The sequence below is a fragment of the Chromohalobacter sp. 296-RDG genome (assembly GCF_029889885.1).
Taxonomy (GTDB): domain Bacteria; phylum Pseudomonadota; class Gammaproteobacteria; order Pseudomonadales; family Halomonadaceae; genus Chromohalobacter.
In genome coordinates, this window is the sequence record NZ_JARANY010000026.1 from 1 (window position 1) to 15,445 (window position 15,445).

Below are 15,445 nucleotides of genomic sequence, written 5' to 3' on the forward strand. Positions count from 1 at the left end.
ACGCCGCTCACACCGGCGCGGGCGTTTCGTGTCTACGCCTTTCGTGTAGCGCTATGTTGAACGACGTTAAATTAAGCTAGGTTAAGTATTGTTTGGAGTTACCGATACAACCTAATGAACCGTAGTGGAGCGTTCAGTGCTTCACTTGGCGGTAGCGTGGGGGAGCGGTAGCGGGGTAGAGTACGGGGTTGGTTCCAGGGTAATAGAACCGGCAAAGATAGCAGAGACGCGAATTCAGTATAACGAGCTGGATTATTCTGGGTGTTCTTTAAAATCAATGATTTAGGTATAGAAAGTGGGCTAGGTAAGATGATTGAATACGTCTGCTCGTTCAAGTGGGAAAACGAGCGCGCTGTCTAATACCTGTTAGCTATTACGGAGTTATTGAAGGAGGCAGAGATGTCTGAAGGTTCGCCAAAAAATACGGAACAGCTTGGTTCGATCAATAAAAAGGTCGTGGCAGACGGGGAGGAACTGCCCACGGTTCATCTCAAGGACGGGAGCAAGGTGCAGACAGGCACTGTGGCAACAATGCTGCGTAACGTTGCTTTATACAATTCAGGCGAACGCGGCGAGGTAGAAGAACAATTGGAAGCTGCAATTCCCACACTGATCAAAGTGGGATTGTTTGAATTGTTCTCTGTAGAGGAATGGATTAATGGGTCAAACCCGGGGCGTAGTTTTGTTGGTCGACACGCCAAGAAATTTCTCGCCAAACAAAGCTAACAAATCGCTGCAGTTGACTGCTGCTCCGCTCCACAGCGGCAACTGAGCTTTAGCGTTGGGCGGCATCCACCCCCAGTGCTGATACGAAAATGCAGGGAGCCCATTATAGTGAATGATTCAGAGATACAGCACTTACGCCGCTGCGTAGAACTTGCAAGTGAGGCTTTAGAGTCGGGTGACGAGCCATTCGGCTCTTTGCTTGTCTCCGGAAACGGAGAAGTGCTTTTCGAGGATCGCAACCGAGTGGCCTCCGGCGACCGAACCCGCCATCCAGAGTTCGAGATTGCGCGGTGGGCTGCGGCAAATATGACGCTAGAAGCTAGAGCAGCGGCAACCGTCTATACCTCCGGTGAACATTGCCCAATGTGTGCAGCAGCGCACGGTTGGGTCGGTCTCGACCGCATCGTGTATATCAGTTCATCAGACCAATTGGCAACATGGCTTAGCGCCCTCGGAGTTCCGGCACCTCCCGTACGGAGCCTACCAATCCACGAAGTTGTTCCCAACCTAACGGTAGAGGGGCCAGTTCCTAGTCTTATCGAACAGGTGCACAAGTTGCATCGTCGTTTCCATAGCTCGTCGTAATTGGCGTTATCATTTTCGTGTCAACAATGCCTTTTATCGTCATACTGCCCAACAATTGCATGGAGAGGGTCGTTTTTTCCGTTACGCGCTTCGCGCTTCACTCGAAAAAAAGCCCTCTGCAAGACGTTAAAAGTATCTGGCACGGCACCTTGACAATACGTGAGATCATTCGAATCATTTCTGCGCTAAAGGCGGACAAGCGAGAACGAAAGACCTATGAAGGGTACAGACATGCGTGATCATTACGCTTTTTAAGAGTCCGTTAAGAACCCATACGCCAAGAAGCTTAAGAAGCAGGTTACGATCCGGCTGGATGAAGATACCGTCGGGTATTTCAAGAATCTAGCCGAGAAAAAACCTTCCGTATCAGAGCCTCATTAATCTCTATCTGCGCGACTGCGCACAATCACACAAAGACCTCAAAATTTAATGGCAATAAACTGTTAACAAACGGCTGCTGTCGGACAGGCAAAAGCTCCGGCCAGAAAATGGCCTCCGATTTTGCCTGCCGCAGAGCCGGGCGTTATGCGAAAGGAGAGATAAATGAAGACATACAAGAAAATCACGGAGAGTCGACAAAAGCGCTGCGTTCCATATGGCAGTGACGTTTCCGCTGGAACTTATGAGTGCGCCGATTGCGGATATGAATATTCGAATCAGTAGAAGAAGTCACTCCCGCCTTGTCCAAGGCTTAATCAAAGCCCGCACACGAGGCGGTGTTGGCACATACTGTCCGGTCAAGGTGACTCGCCAGATAATCCGTACCCGAATTGATAAAATGGTAAATGTTGCATAACAGTTCGCTGCAACCGACTGTGGACTTCCCCCGGTTTAGTGGGCACGCATCGATAACTCTCACGGAGGAGAAAACCGATGCCCGCAATCATCACTATCATAGCGCGATGGTGGTGATCAACTACTAAGATCAGCTCCAACCCGGCACCTTTGAGCACGCCGTGCATTCCCTGATTGAGCACAAGCTGGACCTGTCGATTTTCCACCCCAAGTACCGCAACGACGCGCCCGGTCGTCTAGCGTATGATCCGGCCATTCTGTTGAAGATCATCCTGTCCTTCTGATGACTGCACTATAGCCTGTGCAGCTCTGGAGGGTCAGTTCAGTGCCGACGCCGGCGCTATAAGTTCGTAAAAGGAATCACAGTCGCGAACTCTTAGACTGAATGACAACGGCAATGGCAATCAGTACAAATCCGACCACAAGCCCGACATCCAGCCTCTCTGGCAATAGCAAAACGGAACTTAATAGGCCAACCACCGGTATCCCGAGAAAGCTGACTGTACTAGAAATTGCGGGCATGGTTCGGGCAATATGCAACATACCCCAAAAGACAAAGGTCGTGGAAACAATACCGACATAGGTCGTCACCAACACGCTTCGAATATCTAGACCTTGAAGCAAAGAGACGTCACTGAAAACGATTGTCAGTGATGACAGCCCAAGGGTCGCAACCAAGAGTTGCCATGGTAGAAGCTGTAATGTCGACCACCCGGAAGGGTAGCGTCGTAGAAGGGCTATTTGAAAGGCCCAGACAACGGCCGCTAGAAACAGTAGGCCGTTACCAACTAGGGCTTGTGTATTAGATAAAATATGAGTGGACGGGAGAAAAAGAAACGCCAAACCGGCAAGCCCGAAAACTAGACTTGCAATGACGGAACGATCGAGTTTTTCATCCAGCCATAACACAGCCAGAGGTATCATCCAGATTGGACTAGTATACGCCAGCAGTGCTGCGCGTCCGGCCGGGACCATGGTGACACCGACCGTGATCAACCAGAGGAATGCCCCCATTTGCAGGCAGGCCACCGAAATGATTGGAAACCAGACCTCGCAACCGGGGATACGAAGCTGACGAGTCATTATTACCAATACGAAAGCACTGATAGTGGCAAAGACGAGACGCCATATCAGAAACACTTGAGGGGAGGTGTTTTCAAGGGCTATTTTCATGAGTGGCCAGGATAGTCCACCTCCGATGATAACTCCTGCGAAGATGAAGCCAGTCCCACGACCAATCAAGCGAGAAATTGATCTCGCTAGCAGTTTACGATGATTCATTATTTATTCCTCGTTGGTCTTTTAGTTGGTCTATCAAGCTCGAAATGATCGCTACGGAGCGGTGGGCGAGTAGTGGGAAAGTACCTGCATCACCTACACCATGACTCGGAGCGAGAAGCTAGTCATAAACAAGGGAAGCCGATGCCCTGATTCATCAATACTGCCAAGGCTGTAGTCGGGAGCAAGGTGTAAGCTCTCATCGTGATCATGTTCTATATTATCCCCGAGTTCTTTCAAAAGTCTGGATAATTTGTGCGAGTAAATACCGCTCTCAAGTCGCTCGAATCCAGTTGCTACGATTATAGCATCTGCTTTGACTGAGATCTGTATATTGCTATCATTGTATTAATTACAGATAATTGTATGCTCTCGTTGGTGTATATGGAAATCAGATGTTTTGATACCCGGAGATAAGTGATAATGATGCGACTCGAATTCCGACATCTTGAGACGGCCTATTGGATCTATAGGCTCGGTTCTTACGGTGCAGCTGCGGAAAGGCTTAATACGACACAGCCCAATATTTCCATGCGTATAGCCGACATGGAGGAACGTATTGGCAGCGTTGTGTTCCAGCGCGGAAAGCGACCGGTTACTCTTACTGCTGCTGGTCGCGAACTGATCGGATACGCGGAGCGAATTCTCGCTTTGCGCGATGAACTGTCATTATTTTTCGAAAACGGGGAAGAGGCCACCGGCCGAATTCGAGTAGGATGTACCGAGACTATAGCGCTCTGGTGGCTCGCTGATTTTACGTTAGATGTGCAGCGCGCCATGCCGAATGTCGAGCTTGATATCGACGTCGACATTACAGAAAAAACTTGGGATAAGTTGTGCAACGGCACAATAGATCTTGCTTTGGTCCCTGATGATCAGCTTCAAGAACGGGTTATCAGGCACAGCCTTGGCCATGCGTCTATTGCCTGGATGGGCTCTTCCGAATTGGTGCAACGAATGTCGACATTGGACACCATGAATTTAATTCGGCGATCCATCCTGAGCCTGTCACCCGGATCGCGCTTGTATGCCGACCAATTTCGCTGGCTTGATATGCAGAGCATTCGTCCAGACCGTCTGACCTACTGCAATACGATGAGTGTCACGGCGAGGTTAGTATGCGAGGGCGCCGGTGTTGCATTGCTACCTTCTGATTTGTTTTCTGGCGACAGTCAGTTACAGGCATTGGAAGTTCAGCCAGCATTTGCATCCCTGCCTTTTGTCGCTACCTATCTATCTCCCGCTTTCTCTCCATCGGTCGAGCGGATAGCCAAGCTGGCAGTGGCTAATAGCAGATTTCATTTGGGTGAGTCTCAGGCGTAATGCCTTGGCAATCGGTCGCCCAACGGGTTGAATCCTCCACTGACGCCATCACCTTGTAGGTAGGCGGCGTCGTTACGGCGCCGGTCCGTTTTTTGATCCATCTCGCTTTCAGGGAGGCCACCATGCCTTTTGCACCGTCCAGCATGCACGTCGAAAGCCCCGCCTTTACGCCGAATGGCGCGATTCCCACGCGGCATTCGGCGGAGGGTGATGATGTCTCGCCGGCCTTGAGCTGGAAGGATGCGCCGGAAGGGACCCAAGGCTTCGCGGTGATCTGCCACGATCCGGATGCGCCGCTGGTCAAGGATGGCAGCTATGGCTACGTCCATTGGCTGCTCTACAACCTGCCGGCGGATGTCACCTCGCTGGAAGAGGGCACAAAGACAGGTACCGCCGGTATCAACGATGGTGGCGCTATCGGCTACGGTGGCGCCATGCCCCCGCAGGGCCACGGGCCGCACCAGTATTATTTCTGGGTGCTGGCGCTGGATACTCTTACTGAGTTACCCGAGGGGCTGACGCAGCCGGAGCTGCTCAACGAGCTTGAGCCGCATATTCTGGGCATGAGTCGATTGGTGGGGACGTATCGCCGCGACTAAGCAGCTCTCGACAGATTGAAAACTGCTGCACTTTGAACTCGGCGCCTCCCAAGGGAAGGCGCCGAGTGTCGTGTGGGGCCTGGTTCAGCGGTAGCCTTCCATCAATTCGCGTACCAGTGGCGTATCGGCGTCGCGATGGGTGGGGAGCTCGAAACGGGCGCGGGCGATGGCGGTGCGTGAGAGCTGGGCTTCGATCAGCGTTTCGCCGTCCTCGGCCACGGCGAGGGTGTCGCCGCGCGGGCCGAGAATGCGCGAGCCGCCCCAGAAGTGGCTGTCGCCTTCGGGGCCGAAGCGGTTGGCCATGATCACGGGGGTGCCATAGGTCATGGCGTAAAACTGCAGGTTGACGGCCCAGTTCTGCTCGTTAGAGAAGTCGTCGCTGACGATGCCCGAGGCCGAGTTGATCGGCGCGCACAGCACGGTGGGGCGGGCCAGCAGGGCGGCGTGCACCAGCCCCGGGTTCCACAGATCGGCGCAGATCAGAGAGGTCGCCGACCAGCCAGGGCACACCGGAAGATGCGTGAGCTCGCTGCCGTGGGTGAACAGCTTGCCTTCTTCCAGGCCGCCGTAGGTGGGCAGGTTGATTTTGCGGTGCACGGCCTGGAGCTTGCCGTGCTGGAGAATCGCCAGGGCGTTGTAGTACTCGCCGGGGCTGGCTTCCTCGACGAAGCCGACCATCACCTGCATCTCGCCGGCTTCCTGGGCGAGGTCGCCCAGGCGCGGATCATGGGCCGGGCAGGCCACGTCGATTACCCGGTTGCCCAGGCCATAGCCGGTCAGCGAGAGCTCGGGGAAGACCAGCAGTTCGAGCCCGCGTTGGTGAGCCTCGGCGATCCGTTCGCGGTGGCGCTCGAGGTTGGCGTCGACATCGCCGAGGCTGGCATTGATTTGCGCGGCGCCGACGCGAAGGTGATCCTGATAGTGCATGGTGGCGTCTCGCTATTGTCTGGAAAACGTGGGTGCGCCGAGTAGGGCGAGCAGGTCGCTGGCCGGGCGTGTCTCGAGGCTCATCACCACGTCCTGCAGCCGGACTGCCCGTTCGCCCAGCACGGGCTCGGCCAGTGCCCGGTACTTGGCGACGACCTCGGCGTCCGAGAGGGGCTGATCCGGATTGCCGCGCGCCTCGAAGTCGGCACTTTCGATGACCTCGCCGCTTTCCAGATGCAGCCGGGCGCGCGCCCAGCGCTCGGCGGGGAAGCGCGAGTTGAAGGTGTCGTCCTCTTGGATTTCCACCTTGCTGGCCAGGGCCTTGAGATCCGGTGCGTCGAGTTCGTCGCTGACGCCCGCGACATCCACGGTGCCTCGGCCCAGGGCGCAAGCGACGGACCAGGGCAGGCTGTATTGAGCCTGCTCGGTGGTGGTCGGGTGCGTCACGTGTAGGCGCTTGCCCTCGTGGAAGGTGACGATCTCGATGCGTTCGATGGCGGCGGGGTCGCGTTGCTCGACGGGCAGTGACAGCACGGCCTCCACCGCAGGCTGGGCCCAGCGGCAGACCGGGTAGGCCTTGAAGTACTGCTCGTGGAGATACCAGCGCTGGCCCAGGTCCTGCCAGATACTGGCCACGTCCGGCGCGGTCACGGTCAGCGCTGGGGCGCCGGTGAAGCCGTCCTTGGCCAGCAGGGCGGCAGAGATGCCGGTCATCGCGCCCCAACCGGAGCCGTCCTTGAGCATCGTGGGATGGTCGATGCAGCGCATCATCTGGCTGCGCGGGCCGTAGAACTCGGCGATGCCGAGGGCATGATGCAGGGTTTCGACATTGGCCCCACGCAGGCGCGCGGCCACGGCGGCGACGCCCAGGGCGTTCCAGGCGCCGGAGGTGTGGTAGTCCGGGCTGGTGGCGTGCAGGGCGATCCCCGCGCGAGTGGCGATCTCGTAGCCGTAGGCGAGCAGGGCGAGGAAGTCGCGCCCGGAGAGATCGGCCACCTCGGGCAGCGCCATTAAGCCCGGCAGCAGGGCCACGCCGGCATGTCCCTTGGTCAGCACCTGGCCGTCGTGGGCGTCGAGCGCGTCGATCAGCCAGGCCCCGTGCAGGGCGACGCCGGTGGGCGAGGCCTGGCCGGCGGTGAACAGCAGCGGACGTTCGCCGCCGTGTTGGGAGATCGCGAAACGCGCGGCCTTGTCAGCCAGCGGCGTGCGAGTGGCGCCGGCTGCCACGCCCAGCAAATCGAGCAGGCAGCGTTTGGCCTGATGAAGCGCCTTGTCGTCGAGGGTCGATGGATCGAAACGATGCATCCAGTCGAGAGGGGCGTCGTCGTGCATGGTAGTTGGCCTCGGGTGCTGGCAAAAAACGCGTGACGAATGAAGCAGACCGTCTTGAGACGGCCTGAGTCGTGACCGGATGCGGCGCCTAGCGCCGCTCCGAGCCGGTTACAGCAGATCGTGTTTCTCAAGGAAGTTTGCGGCGACTTTGTCGACGGGCCTTTCATCGACGTCGACCTTGGCGTTGAGGCGAGCCATGGTGCTGTCGTCGAGCAGATCGGAGAGCGCATTCATCTGCTCGTCCAGCTTGGGATTCGCCTTGAGCGTTTCTTCGCGGACCACCGGAGTCAGTGCATAGTCGGGGAAGAAGCCCTTGTCGTCCTCAAGGACGGTCAGGTCGAGGGCCGGAATGCGCCCGTTGGTCGCCGTGGTCATCGCCACGTCCACTTCTTCCTGGTCCAGCGAGGTCAGGGTCAGGCCCTGGTCCATGCGCTTCACGTTGCGCCGGCCGAACTCGAAGCCGTAGGTTTCCTGCATTGGGCGTAAGCCATCATCGCGCGAGTAGAAGGTTGCGTTGGAGGCGAGCACCAGCTCCTGGCCGCCATTGATGGCATCGGCCAGGTCGGAAATGGTGGCGATGCCGCGTGCTTCGGCGTCGTCTCCCCGCATGGCCAGGGCGTAGGTGTTGTTGGCCTCGGAGGGCTCGAGCCAGATCAGGCCCTTCTCGGCATCGAGTTCCTTGACGCGCGCGTAGGCGGCCGCCGGCGAGAGGTCCTCGGTCACCTTGTTGTAACTGATCAGGGAGGTGCCGGTGTATTCCCAGTAGAGATCCACTTGGCCGCTCTCCTGGGCGCGGCGCAGCACCGTGGTCCCCATGCCGGCGCGTTGGTCTACTTCATAGCCCTGGGCCTGAAGATATTGTGTGGTCATGCTCGACAGGATGAGCTGTTCGGTGAAGTTCTTGCCACCGACGGTGATCTCCTGGGCGTGGGCGGCGCTACTGGCGAGTGCCAGTCCGGCGATCAGGGGAAGCAGTGATTTTCTCATAGCGCACACTCATGGCTATCGGGAAGAAGAAATGGGCGGCGGGCATCGCTGCGTCGTCGACCGACACGATGCCCGCCGCTGGGGAATATAGTTACAGCAGATCGTTTTTCTTGAGGAAGTTCTCGGCGACCCGTTCGATGGGCGTCTTGTCGACGTCGACCTTGGCATTGAGGGTGGACATGGTGTCGTTGTCGAGCAGGCTGGAGAGCGTGTTCATATGCTCAGCCAGCTTGGGGTTGGCTTTCAGTGTTTCCTTGCGTACGACCGGTGTCAGCGCGTAGGCGGGGAAGAAGTTCTTGTTATCCTTGAGCACCTGGAAGTTGAAGGCGGGGATGCGGCCATCGGTGGCGAACACCAGCCCCACGTCGACCTGCTCGTCGCGCAGTGCCTGGTAGACGAGGCCGGAATCCATGCGCTTGACGTCGCTACGCCCGGCGCGGAAATCATAGGTCTTCTGCAGCGGGCGCCAGCCGTCTTCGCGAGCGTAGAATTCGGCGTTCATGGCGAAGGTCACTCCCTGGTCGTCGTTGACCGCCTCGGCCAGGTCGCTGAGCGAGGTGATGCCGGTTTTCTCGACGCTTTCCTCGCGCATGGCCAGCGCGTAGGTGTTATTGGCGTCGGAGGGCTCGAGCCATACCAGGCCCTTCTCGGCGTCGAGCTTCTTGACCTTTTGGTAGGTCTCGTCGATGGTCAACCCTTGGGCGGATTCGTCGTTGTAGTTGATCAGCGCGGTCCCGGTGTATTCCCAGTAGAGGTCGATCTGGCCGTTTTCTTGGGCCTGGCGCAGTACCGCAGAGCCCATGCCCGCACGTTTTTCAACGTCATAGCCGAGTCCTTCCAGGTACTGCGTGGTCATGCTGGAGAGAATTTGTTGTTCGGTGAAGTTCTTGCCGCCGACGACGATCTCGTCGGCCTGAGCGGTGGCCAGGGTGCCGGCCAGTGCCGCGCCGGTGAGTAGGGTCATCAAGGTTTTCATGAAGTCACTCCTGATTTGTTGTGAAAGGGTACGTCTTATCGTGTGCTCTGCATGTTACTGCGGTGTTCAGGCGCGGGATGGGTTGACTCCGCGCGGCACCAGCAGGAAAGCGATGATGGCGATGAGTATGTCGACCGCGACCGCTAATAGGGCGGTGGGGATGGCGCCAGAGAGCATCATCACCGGTTCGTAGAGGTCGATGCCGGTAAAAATCAACTCGCCCAGGCCGCCGGCACCGATCAGGAAAGCCAGCGGTACCGTGCCGATGTTGATGGCTAACGCGGTACGGATGCCGGCGAAGATGACATACAGGGCATTGGGTAGCTCGACCCGCAGCAGCCGCTGGGTGGGCGACATGCCGATGCCCGCCGCGGCTTCCATCAATGCCGGATCGACGCCCTTGAGGCCCGTGTAGGTGTTACGGGCAATAGGCAGTAGCGTGGCCACGAAAAGCCCGAACACCGCCGGGACGGTGCCGATGCCGAGAAAGCTCATCGACAGCGCCAGCACGGCAAGCGTGGGGATGGTGGTGCCCACGTTGAGTACCTGCATCATGGACTCGGCGACCCGTGCCATGCTGGGGCGTGATAGCAAGATACCTAACGGAATGGCGACGAGGATCGCCAGGCCTCCGGACATGGCGGTCAGCCACAGATGCTGCACGGCCAGGAACTGGATATCGGGTAGGTAGAAGATGAAGTCGTCGATCAAGCCACTGGACTGACTCCAGATACCGGCCAGAAAGACGACCACCAGCACCAGGAAACGCCCGGCGCCAGCGAGGTTCAGCGTCGGCATGACTTACTCCTTGGAGGCCGGTGACGGTGATGCCTCGGCGGCTTTAGCACTGCTGTCGCCCTTGGAATGAGCGCGATAGCGTGAGCCCAGATGATGGGTGATCGCGCGCTGGGTGATCTGGCCGACGATACGACCATCGTCGTCGACGCAGGGAACCCATGTCATGTCGTTGGCGAACATCAGTGAGGCGACCTTGCGCAGGTCGTCGTCGAGGCTGATGACCACTGGCACGCTCTGGTAATGGTCGCGGCAATGCCCTTGGGTGGTGCGAGCCACGGAAGCGTTGATGATGCCTACCGGCTGACGCTTGTCGTTGACCATCACGATGCTGTTCAGATACCCGTAGGACTCGATGCGCTGCAGGGCGGTGGCGAGGGTATCGTCCGGGCGCACCAGGCCGATTTCCTCGCTGGCGAGGTCGCGAACCTTGACCAGGTTGAGACGCTTCAGCGCGCGGTCCTCGCCGAGGAAAGACTCGATGAAGTCGTTCTTGGGTGCGGCGAGCAACTCATCGGGTTCCGAATACTGGACCAGCTTGCCATCACGGAAGATAGCGATGCGATCGCCCATCTTGATCGCTTCGTCGATGTCGTGACTGACGAACATGATCGTCTTGTTCAGTTCTTGCTGCATCTTCAGGAACTCGTCCTGGATCACCGCCCGGTTGATCGGGTCGATGGCGCCGAAAGGTTCGTCCATCAGCATCACGGGCGGGTCGGCGGCCAGTGCCCGAGCCACGCCAATGCGCTGTTGTTGCCCGCCTGAGAGCTCGCTGGGATAACGCTTGAGGAAGGCGTCCGGCTCCAGTGCGATCATATCCAGCATCTCGCGGGCGCGTTCCCGGTACTTGGCTTTGTCCCAGCCCAGCAGCTTGGGCACTACGGTGATGTTTTCCTCGATGGTCATGTTGGGAAACAGCCCGATCTGCTGGATCACGTAGCCGATGTTGCGGCGTAGATCCTGGGTATCGAGGCTGGAAGTGTCCTCACCGTTGATGAACACCTTGCCCGAGGTCGGCCGGACGATGCGGTTGGTCATCTTCAGGGTGGTGGTCTTGCCGCAGCCCGAGGGGCCGAGCAGGATGCAGATCTCGCCGCTCGGTACCTCCATGCTGATATGGTCGGCGGCGGTCACCGCGCCCTTGGGCGTGTCGAAGACCTTGGTCAAGTTATCGAGTCGAATCATTAAGCGGTCCTTGTCGGGTCGGCAGCCTTATTCAGGTCGACAGAGAGTGGGGGTCGACAGAGAGTAGGCGGATGACGGTCAGGCGGTGGCGGCGGCACGCTCCATGCCCTTGGGCGTCAGTCGCTTCTGGAGTGCCAGTAGCGCATAATCAACGATGATCGCCAGTATGCTGACGGCCACCGCGCCAAGAATTAGCTGGCGTGGATCGGATTGAGAAATACCGCGGCTGATGAGTGTTCCAAGCCCACCGGCGCCTATATAGGCGGCGATCGCCATGACGCCGATGTTGAGCACCACGGCGGTGCGCACACCGGCCATGATGACCGGCACGGCAAGGGGGATCTCGACCATGCGCAGGCGCTGGTTTTGACTCATGCCGACGCCACGCGCGGCTTCGCGAAGGGCCGGATCGACGTTGTTGATGGCCGTGTAGGTGTTGCGGATGATCGGCAACTGCGAGTACAGCAGTACCGCGATGACCGCCGGCAAGTAACCGATGCCCTGGCCGATGAGCGAAAGGATCGGGATCATGATCCCGAACAAGGCGATGGACGGAATCGTCACGATGATCGAGGCGATATACAGCACGACCTTGGCGGCACGCTCGTGCTTGGTGATGGCGATGCCGATGGGAACGCCGGTCAGGGTGGCGATCCCTACCGCGACACTCACTAGGCTGATGTGTTCCAGGGTAAGAGTTCCCAGCAACTCGAGATTATCGAGAAAGTATTGCAGTAATTCCATGGGCACGGACCTCGCACTCGCGAACGAGTGTTTTGCTTGAGCACTTAGAAATTTCTTATATGAAAGGACTTTTATAAGTTCGTATTATGTGAAGAGCATAACACGCTCTTCCCGAGTGCCCTCTGTTTTGGGCATTAGGATGTGCAATGTTATTCATTTTCAGTGGTAATGAACGTTCGATAGGCAACGCATCGACTTCGCCGTATGCTCGTTGGCGATAATGCCGTGTTCTGATTTTCTTGCAGGAGGCTAGCCCCTTGAGTACTCGCCGGACGAATTATCGACTCGCCGCCGCCCAGATGAACTGCGTCCTGGCCGATGTCGCGCGCAACCTCGAGACGCATCGTCGCGTCATCGAGTCGGCGCGCCACCGGGACGTCGATGTCTTGGTGTTCCCCGAGCTTTCGTTGACCGGTTACGACCTGGGAACGCGTGTCCCTGAGGTCGCGATGGACCGCGATGACCCGTGTTTGCTCCAGCTGGCGGAGGCTGCCGGCGACATGCTGACCGTGGTGGGCTTCGTTGAGCGTTGCGGCCGCGGCGAATACGTCAACGCCATGGCGTGCCTGTGCGATGGTCGCGTCGTCGCTGTGCACCGAAAGCTTAACCTCTGTACTTACGGTGGGCACGAGGAGGGCAAGCATTTCGGCAAAGGGCAGGCACTCACCGTCGCTGACACTGACGGTCTCGACTGCGGGGTGATGATCTGCGCCGATCTCTGGAATCCGGGCCTGGCCCACGCGGCCATGCTGGAGCGGCCTGACGTGATGCTGGCGCCGGTCAACGCGGCGACGGGAATGGTCGACGGCGATTTCGACGACGAAGGCAACTGGCTGATCTGTTTGAAGTTCTACGCCATGATGTACGCCACGCCGATGGTCATGGCGCATCGCTACGGGGCCGAGGGCGACGCCTGGTTCTGGGGTGGCAGTTGCATCGTCGGCGTCGACGGCTGGGTGCTGGCACGGGCCGAGGATGGCGAGACCCTCGTCAGCGCCGATATCGACACCGACGCGATCGACGCCGCACGTTTCGCGATGCCGACCCACCGCGACGCCGATACCCCGCTGGTGACTTCGCTGATGGCGCAGCGGCTAGAGCGGGAGCGTCGCGGCTGAGGCCGTGGCCTACACCCAGCGCCGGCGGCGGCGCGTTTTCCAGTGTCGGTCGATGAAGCGTTCGCCGTCCTCGAAGGCCTGCAGGCGCGCTTCCAGGTAGAACCATTCGGCATCGCAGCTCAGCTCTGCCCAGGTCTCGGTGTGTACCTGCCAGTCGTCGCGCTGAAAGGCCTGTCGCCAGCTCTTGCTCATGGTCGCGGTGGCCGGGGCCTCGGGGTGGATGGCGTAGCGCTCGTCCGCCGAGGCGATGTTGGTCAGGCCGTGGTCGTAGGCAATCTCGCCGAAGTCGTCGATGATGGCATGCCGGGTCCAGCCGTCGGTCAGCGAGTGGGCGACATCCCGTGACTGTTCGCCCGCGCGTACGACCTGGTGTTGCATGGGCCCGGAAAAGACTGCGGGTTCGAATGTCACCGGCGGTGCCTCGTGCGAGGTACGCTGGGGCAGCGTGAGCCGCGAGTCGGCCTCGTGCAGTGTCAGCGTCACCGGATAAGGACTCGGCCAGATCAGCGGCCAGTAGGCGGTGGTCACCGAGACGCGTAGCCGATGCCCGGCGATGAAGCGATAGCAGGTCTGGTTCAGTGACACGGTCACGTCGAGTGGCGTATCGCACGGTACGTCGGAGGGCGTGGCATGGCTGTCGCGGTGGCAGAGATTGAGCACGCCGTAGGAGATGCGTTGCGAGACGCCCTCGGGCGAGACGTCGCACAAGCGTACGATCAGGTTGGCGCGCGGCTGGTCGACGCTGACCCGCAGCGAGAGCGTGGGGCGCCCCAGGATCACCGTGTCGGCATCCAGCGGATCGGTGTCGTAGGTGAGCGAGTGGGCATCGTCGCCACGCTGGTCGCCGGCGATCTCGGGGCCGCTGCTGTGGGGGATGTACTCGCCGCATTGCAGGCCGTTGTCGGCGGGCGCGCGCAGCCTGGCCACTCTGGGACGGGCGGTGTCGTCTTTCGGGTCATGAAGCTCGCCGTTGCCCAGCGCCAGGGGCCTGGAGGCGATGTGCGGGCTCGGCCACTGGGTCTCGGCGAGCCATTCGCCGGGCACGTCGAGGCGTTGCGGATCGGCCTCGGAAAAGGACGGGCAGAACACGCGGTATAGCGGCTCCTCCATGATGCCGGTGTCGCGGTCCTTCAGCCAGTAATCCCACCAGCGAAGGGCTTCCTGGAGAAAGCCGATGGTCGGCCCTGGCATCGCCAGGTGCGGATAGGCGTGCGGCCAGGGGCCGACGATACCGCGCCGGGGGCAGGGCGCGTGCTCGAGAATCTCGGAGACGAAGTTGACGTAGGCGTCGGCCCAGCCAGTGACGGCCAGAGTCGGCGTCTTCAGACGCGAATAATCCTCGCATACCGAGCCGTGGCGCCAGTATGCATCGCGCGTCTGGTGATCGAACCAGTTCTCGGCGACGAAGGGTTGATGGGCGAGTCGGTGCTGCCAGAGTTCGCGCCAGTCGTCGCGCAAGGCGGGGTCCGGCGGTCGCGACATGAAGGAAAGCGACGAGGCCGCCCAGCCGAAGTTCTCGTTGAGCACGCAGCCGCCCTTGTAGTGGACGTCGTCGTGATAGCGGTCGACGGTGGCGCCGACGGCGATAATCGCGCCGAGCGCCGGCGGCTGGCGCGAGGCCACCTGCAGGGAATTGAATCCGCCCCAGGAAATGCCCAGCATGCCGACGCGGCCGCTGCACCAGGGCTGCTCGGCGAGCCAGGCGATCACGGCGACGATGTCGTCCTGCTCGCTGGCCAGGTATTCGTCCGCGAGCACGCCGTCCGAGTCACCGCTGCCGCGCAGGTCGATACGCAGCGCGGCATAGCCGTGGCCGGCGAAGTAGGGGTGCATGCGTTCGTCGTCGGCACTGGTGGCATCCCGCTTGCGGTAGGGAATGCACTCGATGATCGCGGGCACGGGATGGGTCTCGGCGTCCGCCGGTCGCCACATCCGTGCCGCGAGTCGGCTGCCGTCGGGCAGCGGAATGAACAGTGCCGGTTCCTCGACGATCGGGTACGGGAAGTCATGCACTTCCCGAGCATCGGGTTGGCTTCCACTCGGAAACATGGTTTGTCCTGTCGTCGGTAGGG

The 15,445-nt window shown here is 59.5% G+C and carries 16 protein-coding genes; 7 read left to right on the plus strand and 9 right to left on the minus strand.

What is annotated here, in order from left to right; translation table 11 throughout:
* Positions 1 to 399 precede the first annotated feature (399 nt).
* The 4 genes from OP495_RS10725 (at position 400) to OP495_RS10735 (ending at position 2,390) form a co-directional block, all read left to right on the plus strand.
* Positions 400 to 726: a hypothetical protein gene (locus OP495_RS10725; RefSeq protein WP_280563956.1), complete on the plus strand. Its 327-nt coding sequence runs from the start codon at positions 400 to 402 to the stop codon at positions 724 to 726.
* A gap of 108 nt (positions 727 to 834) precedes the next feature.
* Positions 835 to 1,311, plus strand: a complete 477-nt coding sequence (locus tag OP495_RS10730) for a nucleoside deaminase (protein ID WP_280563958.1) — start codon at positions 835 to 837, stop codon at positions 1,309 to 1,311.
* A gap of 303 nt (positions 1,312 to 1,614) precedes the next feature.
* Entirely contained in the window at positions 1,615 to 1,692 is a 78-nt protein-coding gene (locus OP495_RS18810; RefSeq protein WP_348521308.1) for a hypothetical protein, read from the plus strand.
* 575 nt (positions 1,693 to 2,267) lie between these two features.
* Positions 2,268 to 2,390: a hypothetical protein gene (locus OP495_RS10735; RefSeq protein WP_280563959.1), complete on the plus strand. Its 123-nt coding sequence runs from the start codon at positions 2,268 to 2,270 to the stop codon at positions 2,388 to 2,390.
* A gap of 76 nt (positions 2,391 to 2,466) precedes the next feature.
* On the opposite strand, the gene OP495_RS10740 is transcribed toward OP495_RS10735, so the two are convergent.
* Positions 2,467 to 3,387, minus strand: a complete 921-nt coding sequence (locus OP495_RS10740; protein WP_280563960.1) for a DMT family transporter — start codon at positions 3,385 to 3,387, stop codon at positions 2,467 to 2,469.
* Between the two features lie 420 nt (positions 3,388 to 3,807).
* On the opposite strand from OP495_RS10740, the gene OP495_RS10745 reads away from it, so the two are divergent.
* Together OP495_RS10745 and OP495_RS10750 are read left to right on the plus strand one after the other, a co-directional pair.
* Positions 3,808 to 4,707 carry a LysR family transcriptional regulator gene (locus tag OP495_RS10745; RefSeq protein WP_280563961.1) on the plus strand — a complete coding sequence of 300 codons (900 nt, stop codon included), beginning with the start codon at positions 3,808 to 3,810 and terminating at the stop codon, positions 4,705 to 4,707.
* 122 nt (positions 4,708 to 4,829) lie between these two features.
* Positions 4,830 to 5,306 carry a YbhB/YbcL family Raf kinase inhibitor-like protein gene (locus OP495_RS10750; protein ID WP_280569132.1) on the plus strand — a complete coding sequence of 159 codons (477 nt, stop codon included), beginning with the start codon at positions 4,830 to 4,832 and terminating at the stop codon, positions 5,304 to 5,306.
* Between the two features lie 84 nt (positions 5,307 to 5,390).
* Here the strand turns inward: OP495_RS10750 and OP495_RS10755 are convergent, their stop codons facing one another.
* The 7 genes from OP495_RS10755 to OP495_RS10785 form a co-directional block, all read right to left on the minus strand.
* Positions 5,391 to 6,233: a nitrilase-related carbon-nitrogen hydrolase gene (locus OP495_RS10755; RefSeq protein WP_280569133.1), complete on the minus strand. Its 843-nt coding sequence runs from the start codon at positions 6,231 to 6,233 to the stop codon at positions 5,391 to 5,393.
* Between the two features lie 12 nt (positions 6,234 to 6,245).
* A complete protein-coding gene (locus OP495_RS10760) occupies positions 6,246 to 7,565 on the minus strand; it encodes an MmgE/PrpD family protein (RefSeq protein ID WP_280569135.1) in 1,320 nt (439 codons plus the stop codon).
* A gap of 108 nt (positions 7,566 to 7,673) precedes the next feature.
* The gene (locus tag OP495_RS10765; RefSeq protein ID WP_280569139.1) at positions 7,674 to 8,552 is read right to left on the minus strand and encodes a glycine betaine ABC transporter substrate-binding protein; all 879 of its coding nucleotides are present in this window, start codon (positions 8,550 to 8,552) and stop codon (positions 7,674 to 7,676) included.
* Between the two features lie 91 nt (positions 8,553 to 8,643).
* Complete coding sequence (locus tag OP495_RS10770; protein ID WP_280569141.1) at positions 8,644 to 9,528, minus strand: glycine betaine ABC transporter substrate-binding protein; 885 nt, start codon at positions 9,526 to 9,528, stop codon at positions 8,644 to 8,646.
* 66 nt (positions 9,529 to 9,594) lie between these two features.
* Positions 9,595 to 10,326 (minus strand): ABC transporter permease, encoded by a 732-nt coding sequence (locus OP495_RS10775; protein ID WP_280563966.1) that lies wholly within the window; start codon positions 10,324 to 10,326, stop codon positions 9,595 to 9,597.
* Positions 10,327 to 10,329: 3 nt separating this feature from the next.
* Positions 10,330 to 11,511, minus strand: coding sequence for an ABC transporter ATP-binding protein (locus OP495_RS10780; RefSeq protein WP_280563967.1), 1,182 nt, complete (start codon positions 11,509 to 11,511; stop codon positions 10,330 to 10,332).
* 78 nt (positions 11,512 to 11,589) lie between these two features.
* Positions 11,590 to 12,255 carry an ABC transporter permease gene (locus OP495_RS10785; protein WP_280563968.1) on the minus strand — a complete coding sequence of 222 codons (666 nt, stop codon included), beginning with the start codon at positions 12,253 to 12,255 and terminating at the stop codon, positions 11,590 to 11,592.
* A gap of 257 nt (positions 12,256 to 12,512) precedes the next feature.
* Here OP495_RS10785 and OP495_RS10790 point away from each other — a divergent pair, with 257 nt between their 5' ends.
* Positions 12,513 to 13,373, plus strand: coding sequence for a nitrilase-related carbon-nitrogen hydrolase (locus OP495_RS10790; protein WP_280569143.1), 861 nt, complete (start codon positions 12,513 to 12,515; stop codon positions 13,371 to 13,373).
* Positions 13,374 to 13,382: 9 nt separating this feature from the next.
* On the opposite strand, the gene OP495_RS10795 is transcribed toward OP495_RS10790, so the two are convergent.
* Positions 13,383 to 15,422: a CocE/NonD family hydrolase gene (locus tag OP495_RS10795; protein ID WP_280569145.1), complete on the minus strand. Its 2,040-nt coding sequence runs from the start codon at positions 15,420 to 15,422 to the stop codon at positions 13,383 to 13,385.
* Positions 15,423 to 15,445: the final 23 nt, after the last annotated feature.

Coding starts and splice junctions, on each gene's coding strand:
- OP495_RS10765 (WP_280569139.1), bottom strand. CDS start 8,552: ATGAGAAAATCACTGCTTCCCCTGATCGCCGGACTGGCACTCGCCAGT.
- OP495_RS10750 (WP_280569132.1), top strand. CDS start 4,830: ATGCCTTTTGCACCGTCCAGCATGCACGTCGAAAGCCCCGCCTTTACG.
- OP495_RS10785 (WP_280563968.1), bottom strand. CDS start 12,255: ATGGAATTACTGCAATACTTTCTCGATAATCTCGAGTTGCTGGGAACT.
- OP495_RS10755 (WP_280569133.1), bottom strand. CDS start 6,233: ATGCACTATCAGGATCACCTTCGCGTCGGCGCCGCGCAAATCAATGCC.
- OP495_RS10745 (WP_280563961.1), top strand. CDS start 3,808: ATGATGCGACTCGAATTCCGACATCTTGAGACGGCCTATTGGATCTAT.
- OP495_RS10780 (WP_280563967.1), bottom strand. CDS start 11,511: ATGATTCGACTCGATAACTTGACCAAGGTCTTCGACACGCCCAAGGGC.
- OP495_RS10795 (WP_280569145.1), bottom strand. CDS start 15,422: ATGTTTCCGAGTGGAAGCCAACCCGATGCTCGGGAAGTGCATGACTTC.
- OP495_RS10740 (WP_280563960.1), bottom strand. CDS start 3,387: ATGAATCATCGTAAACTGCTAGCGAGATCAATTTCTCGCTTGATTGGT.
- OP495_RS10775 (WP_280563966.1), bottom strand. CDS start 10,326: ATGCCGACGCTGAACCTCGCTGGCGCCGGGCGTTTCCTGGTGCTGGTG.
- OP495_RS10770 (WP_280569141.1), bottom strand. CDS start 9,528: ATGAAAACCTTGATGACCCTACTCACCGGCGCGGCACTGGCCGGCACC.
- OP495_RS10725 (WP_280563956.1), top strand. CDS start 400: ATGTCTGAAGGTTCGCCAAAAAATACGGAACAGCTTGGTTCGATCAAT.
- OP495_RS10760 (WP_280569135.1), bottom strand. CDS start 7,565: ATGCACGACGACGCCCCTCTCGACTGGATGCATCGTTTCGATCCATCG.